Annotated in this window: 11 protein-coding genes, 2 tRNA genes and 3 rRNA genes; 4 read left to right on the forward strand and 12 right to left on the reverse strand. The window is 39.6% G+C overall.

The annotated features are described in order from the left end of the window. The first annotated feature begins 42 nt into the window (after nt 1–42). The 4 genes from rpsL to DX060_RS09675 are packed head-to-tail and all read left to right on the forward strand — an operon-like array spanning nt 43 to nt 3,813. On the forward strand, nt 43–432 hold the full coding sequence (gene rpsL / locus DX060_RS09660; RefSeq protein WP_115012234.1) for a 30S ribosomal protein S12: 390 nt from the start codon (nt 43–45) through the stop codon (nt 430–432). Between the two features lie 10 nt (nt 433–442). Beyond that, nucleotides 443–910: a 30S ribosomal protein S7 gene (gene rpsG, locus DX060_RS09665; RefSeq protein WP_115012235.1), complete on the forward strand. Its 468-nt coding sequence runs from the start codon at nt 443–445 to the stop codon at nt 908–910. A 14-nt stretch (nt 911–924) separates the two neighbouring features. Next, complete coding sequence (gene fusA / locus DX060_RS09670; RefSeq protein WP_115012236.1) at nt 925–3,003, forward strand: elongation factor G; 2,079 nt, start codon at nt 925–927, stop codon at nt 3,001–3,003. Nucleotides 3,004–3,012: 9 nt separating this feature from the next. Then, the gene (locus DX060_RS09675; RefSeq protein WP_115012237.1) at nt 3,013–3,813 is read left to right on the forward strand and encodes a purine nucleoside phosphorylase YfiH/LACC1 family protein; all 801 of its coding nucleotides are present in this window, start codon (nt 3,013–3,015) and stop codon (nt 3,811–3,813) included. 10 nt (nt 3,814–3,823) lie between these two features. Here the strand turns inward: DX060_RS09675 and DX060_RS09680 are convergent, their stop codons facing one another. The 12 genes from DX060_RS09680 to DX060_RS09735 form a co-directional block, all read right to left on the reverse strand. Beyond that, nucleotides 3,824–4,405: a 4Fe-4S single cluster domain-containing protein gene (locus tag DX060_RS09680; protein WP_181814276.1), complete on the reverse strand. Its 582-nt coding sequence runs from the start codon at nt 4,403–4,405 to the stop codon at nt 3,824–3,826. A gap of 7 nt (nt 4,406–4,412) precedes the next feature. Then, on the reverse strand, nt 4,413–4,835 hold the full coding sequence (locus tag DX060_RS09685) for a hypothetical protein (RefSeq protein ID WP_115012239.1): 423 nt from the start codon (nt 4,833–4,835) through the stop codon (nt 4,413–4,415). Continuing rightward, nucleotides 4,832–5,035 carry a DUF2997 domain-containing protein gene (locus tag DX060_RS09690; protein WP_115012240.1) on the reverse strand — a complete coding sequence of 68 codons (204 nt, stop codon included), beginning with the start codon at nt 5,033–5,035 and terminating at the stop codon, nt 4,832–4,834. Before DX060_RS09690 ends, DX060_RS09685 begins: the two co-directional genes overlap by 4 nt. 2 nt (nt 5,036–5,037) lie before the next feature. Continuing rightward, nucleotides 5,038–7,242, reverse strand: a complete 2,205-nt coding sequence (locus tag DX060_RS09695; RefSeq protein ID WP_115012241.1) for a hypothetical protein — start codon at nt 7,240–7,242, stop codon at nt 5,038–5,040. Next, nucleotides 7,242–8,744 (reverse strand): hypothetical protein, encoded by a 1,503-nt coding sequence (locus DX060_RS09700; RefSeq protein WP_115012242.1) that lies wholly within the window; start codon nt 8,742–8,744, stop codon nt 7,242–7,244. Before DX060_RS09700 ends, DX060_RS09695 begins: the two co-directional genes overlap by 1 nt. Further along, on the reverse strand, nt 8,741–12,064 hold the full coding sequence (locus DX060_RS09705) for an AAA domain-containing protein (RefSeq protein WP_115012243.1): 3,324 nt from the start codon (nt 12,062–12,064) through the stop codon (nt 8,741–8,743). The genes DX060_RS09700 and DX060_RS09705 overlap by 4 nt, the downstream gene beginning before the upstream one ends. 27 nt (nt 12,065–12,091) lie before the next feature. Beyond that, nucleotides 12,092–13,657: an AAA family ATPase gene (locus DX060_RS09710; RefSeq protein ID WP_115012244.1), complete on the reverse strand. Its 1,566-nt coding sequence runs from the start codon at nt 13,655–13,657 to the stop codon at nt 12,092–12,094. A 190-nt stretch (nt 13,658–13,847) separates the two neighbouring features. Continuing rightward, nucleotides 13,848–13,963 (reverse strand): 5S ribosomal RNA (gene rrf / locus DX060_RS09715). A gap of 311 nt (nt 13,964–14,274) precedes the next feature. Continuing rightward, a 23S ribosomal RNA gene (locus tag DX060_RS09720) occupies nt 14,275–17,327 on the reverse strand. Between the two features lie 238 nt (nt 17,328–17,565). Beyond that, nucleotides 17,566–17,641, reverse strand: a tRNA-Ala gene (locus DX060_RS09725). Between the two features lie 4 nt (nt 17,642–17,645). Continuing rightward, nucleotides 17,646–17,721: transfer RNA gene (locus DX060_RS09730), tRNA-Ile, on the reverse strand. 102 nt (nt 17,722–17,823) lie between these two features. Beyond that, nucleotides 17,824–19,516: ribosomal RNA gene (locus DX060_RS09735) — 16S ribosomal RNA — on the reverse strand; the annotation flags it as partial.

The following is a 19,516-nucleotide window of genomic DNA, read 5'->3' on the forward strand; positions in this document are numbered from 1 at the left end:
AGAATCGCGCGTTTAATCTCAATCCCAAATTAAGGAAATACATTGCCAACCATCAATCAACTTGTTCGCAAAGAGCGAAAAAAGGTCATCAAGAAAACCAAGTCCCCAGCCTTGCTGGAATGCCCACAAAGAAGGGGTGTATGCACAAGAGTTTATACAACAACTCCCAAAAAGCCAAACTCTGCCTTGCGCAAGGTAGCCAAAGTGCGTTTAACTAGCAGGTTTGAGGTCATTAGCTATATCCCAGGTGAAGGGCACAACTTACAGGAACACTCTATTGTCCTTGTGCGAGGTGGAAGGGTAAGAGACTTACCGGGTGTTAAGTATCATATTGTCCGCGGTGCGCTTGATACAGCTGGAGTTGCCAAAAGAAGCGTATCTCGCAGTAAATATGGTGCTAAAAAAGCAAAAGCCAGTGGCGATAAGAAATAAAGGATAAATAATGAGAAGAAGAAGAGCTCCTAGTAGAGAGATTTTAGGCGATCCAATATATGACAACAAAGTTGTTACAAAATTCATCAACAAAATGATGTATGATGGCAAAAAAAGCATTGCAGAAAAAATCATCTATGCGGCATTTGCAAAAATAGAAGAAAAAAGCGGTGAAAAAGGTATTGAGGTATTTGAAAAGGCTTTAGATCGTGTCAAACCGTTGGTCGAAGTGCGCTCTCGTCGTGTTGGCGGAGCGACTTATCAAGTCCCAGTAGAAGTTCGACCGGTTCGCCAGCAGTCTCTATGTATTCGCTGGATTCTTGAAGCTACAAGAAAGCGCAATGAGCGCACAATGGTTGAGCGATTGGCAAATGAGCTAATGGATGCAGCTAGCGATAAAGGGGCGGCATTTAAAAAGAAAGAAGATGTGCATAAAATGGCAGAAGCCAATAAAGCATTTGCACATTATCGTTGGTAGTCAAGGGGATTGTTATGGCAAGAAAAACTCCTTTAGAAAAGATTCGAAACATTGGGATTGCTGCCCATATTGATGCTGGTAAAACAACAACATCAGAGAGAATTTTATTTTATACAGGCGTAAGCCACAAAATCGGTGAAGTGCATGATGGTGCTGCCACGATGGATTGGATGGAGCAAGAAAAAGAGCGCGGAATCACAATCACTTCTGCTGCGACAACTTGCTTTTGGAAAGATCATCAAATAAATCTTATCGACACCCCCGGACATGTGGATTTTACCATTGAGGTAGAGAGGTCTATGCGCGTGCTTGATGGAGCTGTGGCTGTATTTTGCTCTGTGGGTGGTGTGCAACCACAGAGCGAAACAGTATGGCGACAAGCAAATAAATATGGTGTCCCACGCCTTGTGTTTGTCAATAAAATGGACCGCATCGGGGCAAATTTCTACAATGTAGAAAATCAAATCAAAGAACGCTTAAAAGCCAATCCCATCCCAATCAATATTCCCATTGGGGCTGAAGATAATTTCAAGGGTGTTGTTGATTTGATTCAGATGAAAGCTATCGTATGGAATGATGAAACTATGGGGGCGCAATACGATATAGAAGAGATTCCTGCTGATTTACGGGAAAAAGCAGCCGCCTATCGAGAAAAGCTTATAGAAGCAGCCGCGGAACAAGATGAAGCACTAATGGAAAAATATCTTGGCGGAGAAGAGCTTAGTATAGAAGAAATAAAGCAAGGTATCAAACTTGGCTGCCATAATATGAGCCTAATCCCTATGCTATGTGGTTCAAGCTTTAAGAATAAAGGTGTCCAAACACTGCTTGATGCTGTTGTAGATATCTTGCCCGCGCCAACAGAAGTAACCAATATCAAAGGCATAGATCCAAAAAATGAAGAAGAAATCTTTGTAGAATCCAGCGATAAAGGCGAATTCGCTGGGCTTGCTTTCAAAATTATGACAGATCCATTTGTTGGGCAACTTACATTTGTGCGTGTCTATCGGGGTATGCTTGAGTCTGGTAGCTATGTGCTAAACTCCACAAAGGGCAAGAAAGAGCGCGTGGGGCGACTGCTCAAAATGCACTCAAACAAGCGAGAAGATATTAAAGAAGTATATGCGGGTGAGATTTGTGCCTTTGTGGGACTCAAAGAGACACTCACAGGCGATACACTCTGCGATGAAAAACGCCCTGTCATACTCGAGCGTATGGAGTTCCCAGAGCCTGTTATACATATCGCCGTTGAGCCAAAAACAAAAGCCGATCAAGAAAAAATGGCAGTGGCACTCGGCAAGCTCGCAGAAGAAGATCCAAGCTTCCGTGTCAGCACACAAGAGGAGACAGGACAAACACTTATTGGTGGTATGGGCGAGCTACACCTAGAAATCATTGTCGATCGCTTGAAAAGAGAGTTTAAAGTCGAAGCAACTATTGGTCAGCCACAAGTAGCCTATCGAGAGACAATACGAGGTAGTGTAACACAGGAATGCAAGTATGCCAAACAATCCGGTGGGCGCGGACAATATGGACATGTCCATATCAAACTTGAGCCAAAAGAAGCTGGAACCGGCTATGAATTTATCAATGAAATTAGCGGTGGTGTAATCCCCAAGGAATATATCCCAGCAGTTGATAAAGGGATCCAAGAAGCTATGCAAAATGGCGTGTTAGCTGGCTATCCGGTGGTAGATTGTAAAGTTACTCTCTATGATGGAAGCTACCACGATGTGGATTCTAGTGAAATGGCGTTTAAAATAGCTGGCTCTATGGCGTTTAAAGATGCGTGTCGCAAGGCTAGCGCGGTCCTACTAGAGCCACTAATGAAAGTAGAAGTAGAAGTGCCAGAAGAGTATATGGGCGATGTTATTGGCGACCTTAATCGCAGGCGCGGTCAAATCAACTCTATGGATGATCGAATGGGGCTGAAAATTGTCAATGCCTTTGTTCCACTTGCAGAAATGTTTGGCTATTCTACAGATTTGCGGTCAGCTACACAGGGGCGAGGCACATACACGATGGAATTTGACCACTATGGCGAAGTCCCAAGCAATACAGCAAAAGATATTATCGATAAGCGCAATGGCTAAATTCTAGCTATGGGACACTGCGATGCCTTAGATAGCATTTTTTATACAAGCACACAGAGTCCTATCTTCTCTCATTTTCCCATTGATTTTGTCCAAACTTGCGCCCTTGGTGGCGTAAGCCAAGCACCTTTCACAGGCTGCAATCTCGCTTATCACACGGGCGATTTAGCCGAGTCTGTTACCGCCAATCGCAAACACATTCTACGATATTTTGGTGAGAACAAGCAGCTTTTATGGTGTGATCAAATCCACTCCGCACACATTGCCGATGCAACAGACCCAAACATAATCCACTCCCTTGCCGCTGGCACAATCCAAGCCGATGGGATTATTTGTGCTAGTCCATCGCATATCGCACTCATTATGGTCGCGGATTGCAACCCCATTATAATCTACAGCCCACAGGACAATATCTTCGCACTTTTGCACGCTGGACGCGCCGGGGTATGCGGCCAGATACTCACAAAAGGGGTAGAAGCATTAGCGCAAAAGGGAGTAGATTCGCGCGATATGTATGTATTTATCGGCTCATCTATACGAGTCTGTTGCTATGAAATCAGCCCATCGCTAGCTAGGCAAATCGCAAGCGCATTTGGTGAAAAATACATACACACACGCAATGGATCTACCACCTTAGATCTCGTTGCAATGTTACAAGATGAGTGCAATGCCCTAGGGATAGACAAAAAGCACCTTGAGATTTTAGATTCTTGCACAATGTGTGATGAGCGGCTATTCTCCTATCGCAGAGCAAGCAAAGCTCAAGCACAAACAGGACGCTTTGGGATTTTAGCAAGCCTACGCCACTAGCCAGATGCTCTTATATTTTTCCCACACCTATATCTTGGAGATTTTGTATATAGCCCACAATATCAAGTCTGCCAAAGTTATCAATATCAATTTCAATATAATTGCCATCTTTAATAAGACCCTCATTGTATCTCTTGCTTAAAAAGTCTATGACCTGATTGCTAGAGCCACGCAAATGCAGGTTTAAATCGCGCAAAGATTCTATATATCTACCATAAATTAGCACATCTATAAGGCTAAATATAGAATCCTTTTTCTTTTCTATTAACTCATTTTTTTCGTAACCACTATATACGATAATGCCTAAATCTATCGTTTTTATCAAAGACACAAGTTTATATAACTCATCATATTGATAGAAAGGTTCACCCCCTAGAATTGTAACGGCTTGTATCGGCAGTGTTGTAGAATCTTTTTGCGCTTTAATGCGATGAAAGATAGATTCTATATCCATAGCAAAGCCGCCTTTACTATCCCAAGTGTGTGTATTCCAGCAACCTTTGCAGCGGATCGGGCAGCCTTGTGTCCATATCACAAAACTTGGCTCAAAGCCATAGATATGTGAGTGTTCCTTTAGACTTGAGAGCTGCATATTTGCCCTATGCATACCGCACACATACAAGCTGGATTTTATCGCCTTTTTTTATTTCCTTGACTTTGTAGCCCTGCTTCTTGGCTTTTTCAATGATTTGGGCTTTTTGCGCTTCTTTAAAGGCTTCTAGTCTTTCTCTTTCTTTCCTTGCTTCTTCCTCCAACCTCTCTTTTTCTAATCTCTCTAACTTTGTTTTATAGATTCTTAAATATGCTGTATTTACAGATTCTACAAAACTTCTTTCATCTATATGATCGCTGTAATAATTCACACTAAAATGCGTGTCTCTTTGCGTGTATGTTATGCCATAGCCTATTTGTGCAATGATTTGATTGCCTTGGTCTCTATATTGACAACTACTCGCTTTCAATGCTTCTATCAAACACTCTCTATCAATAATTGGTATCCTTGTGGTAACTCTTCTGCTCATTTTTTGCTCCTTAATGTAACTTGCTGTGTTTGTGAAACTTTTTGATAATATTCATCTGTCTTTTTATCACTCTTTATATCCATATCTTCGTTTAGTAGGGCTTCTATCTCGCCCATACACGCTTCACCCTTTATGCCCTCACTCTTTAACTCTAGGCTGCCATCTTCATTGATTGTTATGATGATTTTCTCTTCTTTCATATTTATCCTTTCTGTTGTGATGAGTCTTGTTGTCTTATGCTGAGTTTTGCTTTAAGCCTTTGTGCCTCTTGTTTTGCCATCTCTACTTCACTCCAAAGGCTAATCTCTAAAAGCCGCTCATTTTTATCATTTTTATCCTCCTTTAATACACCTGTGTTTGGGCAATCTTCTTTTGGTATAGGTATGTTTATTTCACGCTTTGCTGTGCTTTTCTTGTCATACATGTAGTTCAAAGATGATTCAGATTCTTTAGAATCTTTTTTATTGTAGTGAAACTTTTCGTATTTAGTCTCTAAGTCATTATTTAAACTCTTAAGTTTATCTTCATCTTTTTGCAGTTTTTCTTTTTCTGTTTTTATATGCTTGTCTAGAGCTTCTTTGTTTTTCTTTTCTGTATCATAGGCGTTGTTTCTAGAATTTAGGGTTTGCGTGGTTTGACTTAGTTTAGATTCTATATCTGTATTTTTATCTTTAGAATCTTGTGGCGTGTTTAGCTGGCTTTGTAGATTATCGCACTCCTTGTGCAGATTCTGTATGTCTTCTTGCATAGAATCTAGATTTGCTTCTTTATCCTTATATTCTTTTTCTTTTTTGATTAGCTCTTTTCGCTTCGCTTCGCAATCTTGTTGCAATTTCTTTATCTCTTCTTCTAGCTCGTTTTTTCTTGTCTGCCATTTATTATGTTCTTGTGCCTCATCAAGCTTTAAGTCTATCTCGCCACTATTTTCACTAATGGTGTTTGCATACTCTTGCAAGTCTTTTATATAGCTTTGTGTAGAATCTATATTAAGAGTTTCAAGAGTAGCTTTATCTTTTATCTCATTTAGCTTTGTGGCTATGTCTTTTAGATTTGTATTTTTGCCTAAGAAAAATTGCTTAAACGATTTCTTGACACCCTCTAACAATGCCCCAAAGCCTTCAAGCTCTTTTTGCTTTTCTTGTGTTTTTTCTATATCCCTTAATGCTTCATTTATCGCATTATGCAAGGCTTTATGTGTATTATCCCATTCATTGTATAAATTTGCTTTTGTAAAATGTGCTGGTGTGTAAAAGGGAATAACATCAAAGCTATATGAAACCCTACAAATATGTGGATATTTATCCTGCCATATTTGTGTGTAGTCTAGGTCTTGTCTCTCAAGCTCATCTTTATCCAAAAATTTCTCACATTGTATAGAATCTGTGTGGGTTATGCTTTGTTCTACCTTTGCAGTTGTGCCATCTAAATAATGCAGCGTTTTATCTATGAGTTCATTTAGTGCTACTTCGTGTTTAAAAGTCTTTGTGATGACAATGGATTCTCTTAGCCTTTTAAACATTGCATTTTGCGTGTCATTAAGGCTTAAGCGATACAACAATGCATTGTTATCACTTAGAAAAATATCTGTATCTATGCTATCAAAGCCGATATTTGTAATGACAAAGTTGCTTGTGGTGCTGTTTTCTAAAATTTCATCACTCAAAATTTTAGAGTCTTGTAAGAGAAAATTACACGCTTTAAAATCTTGCAATAAATCTATAAGTGGTGAATTTTCTTGTAGTTGTATGAGAGCATTGCTTTTTCTTTGTGATATAGAATCTGTTATAAACTCTATATCAAAGCCATTTTGAAAAGGGGATATAAAGTCTTTTTGATTTATTTCTTTTATTTCTTTTTCCTGCCCTGCGATATATTCTTTTTTTGCGCCTTTCCAAAAGCAAGTGATGAAGTAATGCCAAAAATCATTGCACTGATTAGAATCTAGCTCTAAAAAAAGCTGATTAGATTCTATATCAAAATCTTTTGTGCTAAAAAAGCCTTGAATGTTTTTGTCTTTTTGTATTAACACAAAGCTTCCTGCAAGGTTTTCTCCTACACGCACAAGGCTATGGTGTGAAATCTCTTGTAGTGTGTTTTGATTTTTTGTATAGATATAGATTCTATTGTTGTCTGCAATTTTTGACACAAGCCTTAGAATCTCAGGGTCTAAAAATGGCGTGTAAAGGCATATTATAGAATCTTGTGCGATTTGCAAAGCCTCTAGCATAGAATCCTTTATTGCCCGCGTAGTTTTTAGAAACTGCGTTGTCTCTTGGGTGTTTGCAACTTCTAAACTTTGAGATGTTTCATTGCGTTCAATATGATAACTATTAGAATCTACCCATACATTTTCTATAACACTATTCCCATAATCTTTTGTGATTTTTTTAGACACGATGTTTATCATTATTGTTCTCCCATAAAGTCTTGTATAATCTCTTTTAATTTGTTATCAAATATAGAAAAATTACCTATATTGCTAATAACACAACCCTCTGCCCTCCCTTTTGTATCTAGCGTTATATCTTGTGTTTTTATCTCTTCAAAGCGTAAAAAATCACTTTGCGTTATATTCCAAATCTCTATTTCATTATTAACCTTTAGAATCATATATCTATCGTGTGGAATAGGATCAAAAGGTCGTGCGTTTAATTGTCTTGCGGTTAGAAATTCTATATTTCTTTCATCTGTGATTATTAGATATTGCTGTGTGTTAAAGCCCTGTGTTATTAGCTCTGCCTTTTTATATTGATATTCATTAATAAAATATCTATCAATATAAATAAATGCTTGTATCTCTCTATTTTGTGCGATTTTATCTATAAAATCAGCATAGCTTAACTCTTCATTATTATTAAGCGTAATTGTCTTTATTATGTTTGGCAATAAATCTCTTTTTGGTAATAAATCATTTATTGCATAATAATGCCAAAAGGCTGTTTTATCCTTTTCTTGTTTGAGTGAAGATTCTAGGTCCTTTATATATTCTTTTTTATTTGCAGTTTGTAAAAACTCATTTAAGCCTTTATGGTTAATGTAAGATTCTAGCTTAGAATCTAAATCATCTTGTGTGAGATAGGACTCGCTTAAATCTTTTAATAAGCAAAGAGTTAAGATATATTTTGCATCGCTCTCTTCCTTTGGGGATAATGCTAGATTATGAATTGTGAAGTCTTCTTCTACCTCGCAATTTGCTGTTAATGTGCGTATATCTTTTATAACTTGTTCCTCCAAAAATTCGTTTAATTCATTTTTATCGACTTTATATGCTGATTTCTCTCTATCCCAGTTAGATCCTAATGCTTGTTCGTATTTTTGTATAAAGCTTTGCGTGTCTAAAAAGTTTTCATCTGCTTCAATGGCAATCCCATTTAGCTCTTCTTTGTCTTGTATCACATTACCTTTGCTGTCAATCTCATAGAATCTTTGATAGGTTATATGAGATTGTGTAGTGCCATTTTTTTGTATTTTGGCGGTTGTTGTGATGATTTTATCTAGTCTTTTGTTTTTATCATCAAGTAGTAGATATGACTTTTTACCAAAATCTATTGTTTCTAATTCTTGCTCACTTTCATCTATTTCAGCCCTTTTTGCCTTAAAGATTCTGTTATCAAAAATGTCATCATCAAGACTAAAATCTATTTTGTATTTACCGCATTCTTTTATATATCTTTGTTTAGTTTCTATAAGCTTTTTGCCTTTTTTTGTAAGGCTATTATTAGAATCTAAAAAGCCAAGATTTTGCATTTCTCTTTTTGCTCTTGTTTGTAGTGGCTCTTCAAAATACACTTCATTTTTCTGTAAAGATTCTAAAAACGCTGCCATATCGCTTGCATTATGCAGCACTTCAATTTCTAAAAATGCATAGCCACTTTGTAGCATTATTGTATGATTTAATTCTATTTTCATTTGTTCCCTTTGTGTAGTGTATCTTTGTGGTGCAATGCAAACTGCTTTAGCATATCATCTCTGCATTGACTAAAATATTTATATTTTCCTAATATCACAAGCTGAAATTTTGCTCTTGTGATACCGACATTTAAGCGGTTTGGATTATCTAAAAAGCCAATTTTATCTGTATTTACCATTGAGAGAAACACAATATCAGCTTCTTGCCCTTGAAACTTATCTACACTGCAAAGCTTCATTTGTATCTTTGTGCCATTCCACTCTTTAGTAAAGTCTGTGCTCTTATGCTTTAATCCTGTGTAGTCTTGCAGCTTAGATTCTAAGATTTTTGTCTGCCCTTTATAAAAACTTAGCACAGCTATACTCCAAGTTTCATTTAAGGGATGTGGATTTTTACTCGCAAAATCTATAAAGGCTTTAAGTTCTTTTATAAGAATCTCTGCTTCTTTTTCATTTTTACCTCTATAACTCTTGCCATCTACATTTATCCATACACTTCGCTTTTTATATCTTGTGTAGCTCCATTCTCGCTCTAATTCTGGTAAATCCTGCAAAGCATTCGCTTCTTTATAGAACTGCTCTCGTGGAAAGCGTGAAATATCTGTGTGCATTCTGCCCTGTGTGCTTAGTATGCTATGCCTTTTTTCTAGCTCATCTTTTGTAAAGCCACTGCGGATAGCAGAATCCTCTCTCACGCTTCGCCTATCGCTCACACCTTTAATCAAAGATTCTAAGATTGAAGGCAGGGCAATATTTGCAATACTTGAGATTTTCTTGCGGATAAGGTTTCTATCTTTATGACTTTTTGGGAGTAACTCATCAATTGTTTTTGTATATGATTGATTTTTATTTTTAGCCTTATTAGAATCTGAAAAGGTCCTTAGTTCAAACTCCCTACTAAGCCGCCAAGCAATCTCACTAGCAAAGCTTCTCTCTTGTCTATACTCCTTAATCGCTTTAAGAAAAGATTCTAAATCTTTAACTTTAGCTTTATCTCTACTATCAAACATTAACTTCGTATTTTTATGTCTGTATTGATATTGATACAACAAAGAAAGATTGCTAAAATCTATAAAATCGCTTGGGATAAGGCTTTTTAATGGACTGTGTAGCGAATCTTTTTCTGCTAGATTTTCATCATAAAAAATCCAGTGCTTGCTGAGATTGTCAAAATATGAAGAAATTTGCAAGTCTTTAATATAGCCAACTTCTAATTTAGGATTTAGCACACCAAAAGTATCTCTTTTTTCCTCTCTTCTTATTGTAATTTCTTGCTGTATAATCTCTAGAATCTCACTTGATACTCCCATAGCAATTTTTATGTTATAGCCATTTTCTTTATAGATTTTTGCTAATAAATACAGCAAGAAGCAAGCTTGTTGATAGCTAGATTCTAAAGAGTCAAAGCTTTTGTTACTTTTATTGTATCCCAAAGCAAGATTGCTAATATTATTCTCCAGCTCATCTCTATCTACAAATGGACTAAGCTGCCTTGTATCACCGACTATAATCCACTTTTTCGCATACATTGCTGGGACTAGAAACTCTTGAAAAGTCGTTTTTGAAGACTCATCAATGATTAAATAATCAAAGTCAGGCATTATAGGTTTTATAGTCTTTTTATTGCGTTTTTTACTATCCATCCCTGGATATTTCAAAATCCCAATTGTTGTGCCACATACGAGATTAGCACACTGCATAAAGAATTTTAAGCCAATTTTGCCTTGATTGTTTTTATCGTTAGAATCTTTTTTTAAATCATCATAAACGCTATATTTTTCAAGCAGTGAATTTTCATAATTTCTACCAAAATCACCTAGTTTAAATTCCTTTACCTCTTCACTCAAAGCCCCTTCCCTTCCTACTCTTATGGGGAATATATTGAGCCTTTCTATAAGCTTTTTCTCTTTTAATCTCTCTAGCACATTGTCTATTGCGATATGTGTTGAGCCACACAGCAGCACTCTTTTATTTTGTTTGATAATTTGCGCGATAAGCTCTAAAATAGTCGTAGTTTTGCCACTGCCCGGAGGTCCCTCCAGCAGGGCAAAGTCTTTTGTATTGAGTGCTTGTTGTATGAAATTTCGCTGAATGTCAGCACCCTTTCTATTCTCATCTGTTAGCACTTCCCATTCTGTAATATTTGTTGTTTTAGAATCTTGTGCTAACCATTTTATTTTATCTTGTTTCCTTGAAGCAAAAAGCTTTAAAAGTGTATGGCTTTGGGATAGTGGCGTTTTTATAAGGTTTTGTATAGCATTTTCTTGACGTTTGAGTGTATTGGTGTTTGGTTTTGTCTTTAGTATAAACCCTTTATCTTCAATCCTTAGAGTATAGGATATTCCATTCTTATCATACAATCTTGCTTTATCATCTAGCTTTTTTATATCTTTTATGAATACTTGTTTAGAATCTTGCTTTTCTATATGAATCTTATTTCCTTTTTCATCACGCAGGGCTTGAAAATCGCAATAGTTTATTGGTTTTTTTATGAGTTTGCAGAGTGAGTTTTTTATCTCATCTTTACAATATATGATTTTGTGATTTTCATTATCTTGTATGACTTTATGATTTTCTTTAATATAGTCCATTTCTAGCAGGGCAGGTATTAGATAGCCATCTTTTTGTATTGTGGCTGCCTTACCTATATCACTATTTAGGAAAATCACATTCTTTTCTAAGCTTTTAATCTCTACTTGTTTAGAATCTAAATCCACCTCTCCGCTACCAAGCCACACTGCAAGCTTTTTAGCTTGTATATCATCACCACTCCACGATATTTTTTTAATCGTATTGCTTGCTAGCTTTTGCCTATCCCTATCATTTAGCCCTAAAGAATCCAAGCAAATAAACCCTCTATCGCTAGAATCTAGCCTCTCGCTATCTTGCATTCCAGCCCCACTCTCACCTGCAAGATTGCAAAGCGCATACAACGCCCATTTGCCTTGTGCTATATCGCCAGCTTTTAGGTGTATTATTACTTTTTCATCATTGTCTAAAGCAATAAACAGCTTTTCATCATAATCTCTATGTTGTGGGAGATTCTCTAAAAATAGCATAGAATCTAAACGAGTGTAAATCTCATCTTTTAAGCGTATTTGGCTTAAAGGCTTATATTCATAAAAATACCCATTTATCTCTAAACTCGCATTAAACTCTGTTTCGACTCTTTCCCATCTAGCCTTTACTTCTTTCTTTTCTAGTGTAGTAATGGCAGTCTTTATATATTGGCTAAATGGCAATATCTCTTTTTCTATACATTCTCTTTTTCTCTTTGCCTCATCTGCATTTTGTGAAAAGGCACGATAATAATGCTGCATACAACCCCTTTAAGCATTAAAATAGTCTTACATAAATGGATTAGCGGTTATCTCTTGCTTTAATTGTGGGACATCTTTATCATTTTTCAGCTCACCATCAAACTCTTCACTAGAGGCATAAACAGCCCTAGCCTTAGCCCATTTACGCATAGAGGCAATACTCTCACTCATAGTCTTTGATAGTGGATAGGTCTTTTTAGCAGAATCTAGAATGTGGCTATCCCCTATCTCCACGCCATCATCAAAGGCATTAAAAAGCGCGTCCTTGATACACTCCTCAATCTCTGCACCAGAAAAGCCCATACAAGCTTTTGATAAATCATCTAGGTTGAAATCACTTGGATTTCTTTTTAATCGTTGTAAATGTATTTTTATAATCTCTTTTCTCGCATTAAAGCTCGGCAAATCTACAAAGAAAATCTCATCAATCCTACCTTTACGCAAAAGTTCAGGTGGGAGTTTGCTAATATCATTTGCAGTTGCTACGACAAATACAGGCTTGCTCTTATCTTGCATCCATGATAGAAAAGTGCCAAGCACCCTTGAAGTCGTGCCACCATCAGTAGAACCAGAGCTAGATAAGCCAGAAAAGCCCTTTTCAATCTCATCAATCCACAAAATTGAAGGCGCAATCGCTTCTGTAATCTGCAATGCCTTGCGGATATTGCTCTCACTCTCACCCACAATACCACCAAAGATTCTGCCCATATCAAGCTTTATAATGGGGAATTTCCACTCACTTCCTATCGCCTTAGCACTTAAACTCTTACCAGTCCCAGGAATCCCTAAAAGTAATACTCCTTTTGGAATCTCTAGCCCATACTCCTTTGCTTCTTTATAAAATGCCTTGCCTCTTTTTGTAAGCCAATTTTTAAGATTATCCAAACCACCAACATCACTAAGCCCCTCTTTATGATGATAATATTCTAAAAATCCGCTATTTTTTATAATATGCTCTTTTTCGCTAACAATTAGCCCAATCTCATCTTCTCCAAGTTTTCCATTTGTCCGCTTGATAGCCATTGTAAAGACTTTTCTAGCCTCCATAATGGTAAGTCCTAAGGCAGATTCTATAAGTCTATCTTTTAGGTTTTCATCTAGTTTTTGCGATCCATATTTAGCATCTTCAACGCATTGGCGAAAGATTACTTCTAAATCAGCCTTATTTGATAAATCTAGCGTGATAGTATGCACATCTTTTCCTAGCTCTTGTGGGATTCTTTGAAATGGTTGCGATAAGATAATTGTCCTATCCTTTGGTCCCCTTGCGATATTTCTAAAGATTCTAATATTTTTTGGATTATCATCAAGCAATGGATAAAAATCTTCTAAGATTACAATACTATTTTTTGCATCATTACTTTGAAACCACTCTAAAATTTCACTCGCATCTTTTTCATCAAAAGATCCAAATATTTTATTTTCATTATCAAAACGAGATAAGCCTTGAGCTACATTCCATTTATACAAACTTTTCCCTGCCTTGTGTGCTACCTTTGCTGATATAGCATCAATCCTTTCCCATTCAAAACTCACCATTTGGATAATATTGATAGAATCTAGCATTTCTCCTATCTCTTCTTCACAGCACATAGCCAAGCTCCTTTGTAATATGAAATTCTAATAGTATATATATATATATATATATATATATTCTTAATCTAGCAAAAACATTTATAGAAATGCACCAACAAACTAAAAATATAATGAGTAATAAGAGCTATCTAACACTAAGTAAAAACAATAAGTAAAACACAAGAAGTCAAAAGAAGAATCTCCCTTATCCCTGCATCGACCTACATTCCCACACCTGAAAGATGCAGTATCATCGGCGAAGAGAAGCTTAACTGCCAGGTTCGGAATGGAGCTGGGTGTTGCCTTCTCTCTATAAACACAAGGAAAAGGGAAATAAAGACAATATCACTAGGGAGTAGAATCCACTTTAGACACTTTGGACATCTTGCTAGAATCCACTTTTAAAAGTGGATTCTAGGGCGGAGACTCTTAGCAATACTAAGTCCTAATGGCTCTAGTGGATTCTAGACTAGAATCCACTTTTTGCACATCGCCTAGCATTTGCCTCATCACTAAATCGGCGTGTATATTACACTTGCGATTGTCCTTATTTCCATTTTCCTAAGGGAGTCAAAGTCAATAGCCTATAATAAATACCCATACACTCAATAAGGCAGTGTCTCTTAGAATCATATAAACATAAGCCAAACGGTCTATTAGTAGTAGTCAGCTGAACATATTACTATGCTTACACATCTACCCTATCAAGCAGCTAGTCTTGCTGCGACCTTCAGGGAAAGTTCATCTTGGAGTTGGCTTCCCGCTTAGATGCTTTCAGCGGTTATCACATCCACGCGTAGCTACAGAGCGATGCTCTTGGCAGAACAACTCTTACACCAGTGGCGTGTCCATCCCGGTCCTCTCGTACTAGGGACAGCTCTCCTCAACTTTCCTACGCCCACGGCAGATAGGGACCGAACTGTCTCACGACGTTCTGAACCCAGCTCGCGTACCGCTTTAAATGGCGAACAGCCATACCCTTGGGACCTGCTCCAGCCCCAGGATGCGATGAGCCGACATCGAGGTGCCAAACCTCCCCGTCGATGTGAGCTCTTGGGGGAGATCAGCCTGTTATCCCCGGGGTACCTTTTATCCTTTGAGCGATGACCCTTCCACACAGAATCACCGGATCACTATGACCGACTTTCGTCTCTGCTCGACTTGTTTGTCTTACAGTCAGGCTGGCTTATGCCATTACACTCTACTTGCGATTTCCAACCGCAATGAGCCAACCTTTGCAAGCCTCCGTTACTTTTTAGGAGGCGACCGCCCCAGTCAAACTACCCACCAGGCATTGTCCTGCTAGAGGATAACTCTAGCCAGTTAGCAGACAGAAACATTAAGGGTGGTATCTCAAGGATGGCTCCATCTCCACCAGAGTGAAGACTTCAAAGCCTCCCACCTATCCTGCGCATAATGCTCCCATCGGCAGTGCCAAGCTGTAGTAAAGGTCCACGGGGTCTTTCCGTCTTGCCGCGGGTAGGAGGAATTTTCACCTCCACTACAATTTCACTGAATCCCTGGTTGAGACAGCTCCCATCTCGTTACGCCATTCATGCAGGTCGGTATTTAACCGACAAGGAATTTCGCTACCTTAGGACCGTTATAGTTACGGCCGCCGTTTACTCGGGCTTCAATTCAACGCTTCGCATTACTGCTAACGAATCCTCTTAACCTTCGAGCACCGGGCAGGCGTCACACCTTATACTTCCTCTTACGAGTTTGCAAAGTGCTGTGTTTTTGGTAAACAGTCGGGAGGGACTCTTTGCTGAGACCTACTTGCGTAGGCACACCTTATCGCGAACTTACGGTGCTAGTTTGCAGAGTTCCTTAACCAGAGTTCTTTCACGCGCCTTAGAATACTCATCTCATCTACCTGTGTCGGTTTGCGGTACGGGCAATATAAGCTAAACTTAGAAACTTTTCTTGGCACGACGGTATCAGTGATTCTCTCTTCCATCCGAAGACTTCAAAGAGCCTGTCAAGTTTCGAATACAGGGGCGGATTTGCCTATCCCCCAATCTACGCTCTTCGACCAACACTTCCATCCGTTGGCTCACCTAACCCTATGCGTCCTTCCATCGCACACTTATATTGGTATAGGAATATTAACCTATTTTCCATCGACTACCCATTTCTGACTTGTCTTAGGACCCGACTAACCCTACGATGACGAGCATCGCGTAGGAAACCTTAGACTTTCGGCGAAGTGGATTCTCACCACTTTTATCGCTACTCATTCCTGCATGCTCACTTCGCATCGCTCCAGCACTCCTTACCGGTATACCTTCAACGCTGATACGAACGCTCTTCTACCACTGCACAAAGTGCAATCTACAACTTCGGTGTCTATCTTAGCCCCGTTATATTTTCTGCGCAGAATCACTAGACCAGTGAGCTGTTACGCTTTCTTTAAAGGATGGCTGCTTCTAAGCCAACCTCCTGGTTGTCTGAGTAACTCCACATCATTTTCCACTTAGAATAGAACTTTGGGACCTTAGTTGGTAGTCTGGGTTGTTCCCCTTTAGACGATTGATTTTATCACCCACCGCCTGACTCCCAAGATACGGCAATAGGTATTCGAAGTTTGACAGGGGTTGGTACCGCGGTGAGCAGCCCTAGCCCAATCAGAGCTCTACCCCCTATTGCTATTACTTGAGGCTATACCTAAATATATTTCGAAGAGAACCAGCTATCACCAAGTTTGTTTGGCCTTTCACCCCTATCCACAGCTCATCCCAACCCGTTTCAATGGGTACGAGTTCAGTCCTCCATAAGTTGTTACACTTACTTCAACTTGGCCATGGATAGATCACTTGGCTTCGGGTCTGCAGCATCTGACTAAATCGCCCTTTCAGACTCGCTTTCGCTACGGCTACGCGTTTGCTTAACCTTGCCAGATACCACAACTCGCAGGATCATTATGCAAAAGGCAGTCCATCACCCTTGTGAGCCTCACTAAGAAATTAGGCTAAATTCGCCTTGTGGCAAGATTTGCGGGAGTTTGAAAAAATCTTGTGCGACAGACCTTAAGTCTAGTCTCCGCGATTTTTTCTGCACAACCCACAAATCTTGCTCACAATGCTAGAATTTCTTGGTATTCCCTTTAATTCCTTAATGAGACCCACAATAGGGCTCTGAATGATTGTAGGCAAATGGTTTCAGGTTCTATTTCACTCCGCTCACTGCGGTTCTTTTCACCTTTCCCTCACGGTACTTGTTCGCTATCGGTAAGAGAGTAGTATTTAGGGTTGGAGAGTGGTCTCCCCATCTTCAGTCCGGATTTCTCGTGTCCTGACCTACTCTGGATCCTGCTACCTAACAACAACCTTTCGCATACGGGACTATCACCTCTATGATGTATTTTTCCAAATACTTCTGCTAGATTGTTGTAGTGGATATTGCAGTCCTAAACCCCAGTAGCAAGCTACTGGTTTGCCCTGTTCCCCGTTCGCTCGCCGCTACTAGGAGAATCTCTGTTGATTTCTTTTCCTCTAGCTACTGAGATGTTTCACTTCGCTAGGTTCGCTCCATATAGGTAATGCGCATCGCTACGCATTGGGTTGCCCCATTCGGAAATCTACGGATCAAAGCCTCTTGACAGCTCCCGTAGCTTATCGCAGTCTAGCGCGTCCTTCATCGCCTCTCTCTTCCAAGGCATCCACCATTTGCCCTTAAAAGCTTATGTATAGAAACTAAGCCTTTGCTCTTAGTTTCAGCTTTTGGTAGTGCATATGTATTCTAAAGACACTGCCTTATTGAATGTATGTTGCCATCATTCTCTAAGACGAATGTATCGTAGTATTTACTATCTAGGCTATTGACAATGAATTGTTAAATAACATTTAGACAAAAGTCTAATAAGAATCCTAAGCTAGAACTCTTATTAAACTTTATACTAAAAATGCAAAGTTAGTCTATCTTGGTGGTGGAGAATAGCGGGATCGAACCGCTGACCTCCTGCGTGCAAAGCAGGCGCTCTCCCAGCTGAGCTAATTCCCCACAATGGTGGGCTTAAGAGGACTTGAACCTCTGACTCACCCTTATCAGGGGTGCGCTCTAACCACCTGAGCTATAAGCCCATAAACCTTAGTGGCATAATCTCTGACAACTAAGCAAGATCTTTACATACTACTGCAAAAGCGTGGATAGGATAGAAACAAATCTACCTATCATATCTCTAGAAAGGAGGTGATCCAACCGCAGGTTCACCTACGGTTACCTTGTTACGACTTCACCCAGTCGCTGCATCCGCCGTGGGCGGTAACCAATTTAGTATCCCGACTTAAGGCGAATACAACTCCCATGGTGTGACGGGCGGTGAGTACAAGACCCGGGAACGTATTCACCGTGACATTGCTGATTCACGATTACTAGCGATTCCAGCTTTATGTAGTCGAGTTGCAGACTACAATCCGAACTGAGAGACATTTTAGAGATTTGCTCCACCTCGCGGTATTGCGTCTCATTGTATGCCCCATTGTAGCACGTGTGTAGCCCTAGGCGTAAGGGCCATGATGACTTGACGTCGTCCTCACCTTCCTCCTCCTTACGAAGGCAGTCTCCTTAGAGTGCTCAGCCGAACTGCTAGCAACTAAGGACGAGGGTTGCGCTCGTTGCGGGACTTAACCCAACATCTCACGACACGAGCTGACGACAGCCGTGCAGCACCTGTTTTCAAGGTCTAGCAAGCTAGACACTCCACTATCTCTAGCGGATTCTATCAATGTCAAGCCTAGGTAAGGTTCTTCGCGTATCTTCGAATTAAACCACATGCTCCACCGCTTGTGCGGGTCCCCGTCTATTCCTTTGAGTTTTAATCTTGCGACCGTACTCCCCAGGCGGAATGCTTAATGCGTTAGCTGCATTACTGCCCTGACAAGCAGGGCAACAACTAGCATTCATCGTTTAGGGCGTGGACTACCAGGGTATCTAATCCTGTTTGCTCCCCACGCTTTCGCGCATCAGCGTCAGTAATGTTCCAGCAGGTCGCCTTCGCAATGAGTATTCCTCTTGATCTCTACGGATTTTACCCCTACACCAAGAATTCCACCTACCTCTCCCATACTCTAGAAAAGTAGTTTCAAATGCAGTTCTGTAGTTAAGCTACAGGATTTCACATCTGACTTACTTTCCCGCCTACGCGCTCTTTACGCCCAGTGATTCCGAGTAACGCTTGCACCCTCCGTATTACCGCGGCTGCTGGCACGGAGTTAGCCGGTGCTTATTCGTAAGATACCGTCATAATCTTCTCTTACAAAAGGAGTTTACAATCCTAAAACCTTCATCCTCCACGCGGCGTTGCTGCTTCAGGGTTTCCCCCATTGAGCAATATTCCCTACTGCTGCTCCCGTAGGAGTCTGGACCGTGTCTCAGTTCCAGTGTGTCCGATCACCCTCTCAGGCCGGATACCCGTCATAGCCTTGGTGAGCCATTACCTCACCAACAAGCTGATAGGACATAGGCTGATCCTTTAGCGAGAGCACTCAATAAAAAATTCATCTTAAATTCAGCTTTTGGAGTATTTTTGCGGATTCTACAAACAATGCTTCAGTCATTACCGCTTAAGGCAACTCCTTCGCATTGTGCTTGAAAACTACAAAAATACTCTCAAAATCTTAGAATTTACACTTTCTCATAGATTTCAATCCATTACAGACCTCTATGGCAAAAGTGGATTCTAGTTAGATTACAAGAGAATTCTTTATTGAGTGCTACTTTCCCCCGTAGGGAGTATCCAGTATTAATCACCGTTTCCAGTGGCTATCCCAGACTAAAGGGCACATAACCTATGCATTACTCACCCGTGCGCCACTAATCCACTTCTAGCAAGCTAGAAGCTTCATCGTTCGACTTGCATGTATTAGGCACGCCGCC

This window comes from Helicobacter canis, from assembly GCF_900451095.1.
In the GTDB taxonomy this organism is placed as follows: Bacteria; Campylobacterota; Campylobacteria; order Campylobacterales; family Helicobacteraceae; genus Helicobacter_B; species Helicobacter_B zhangjianzhongii.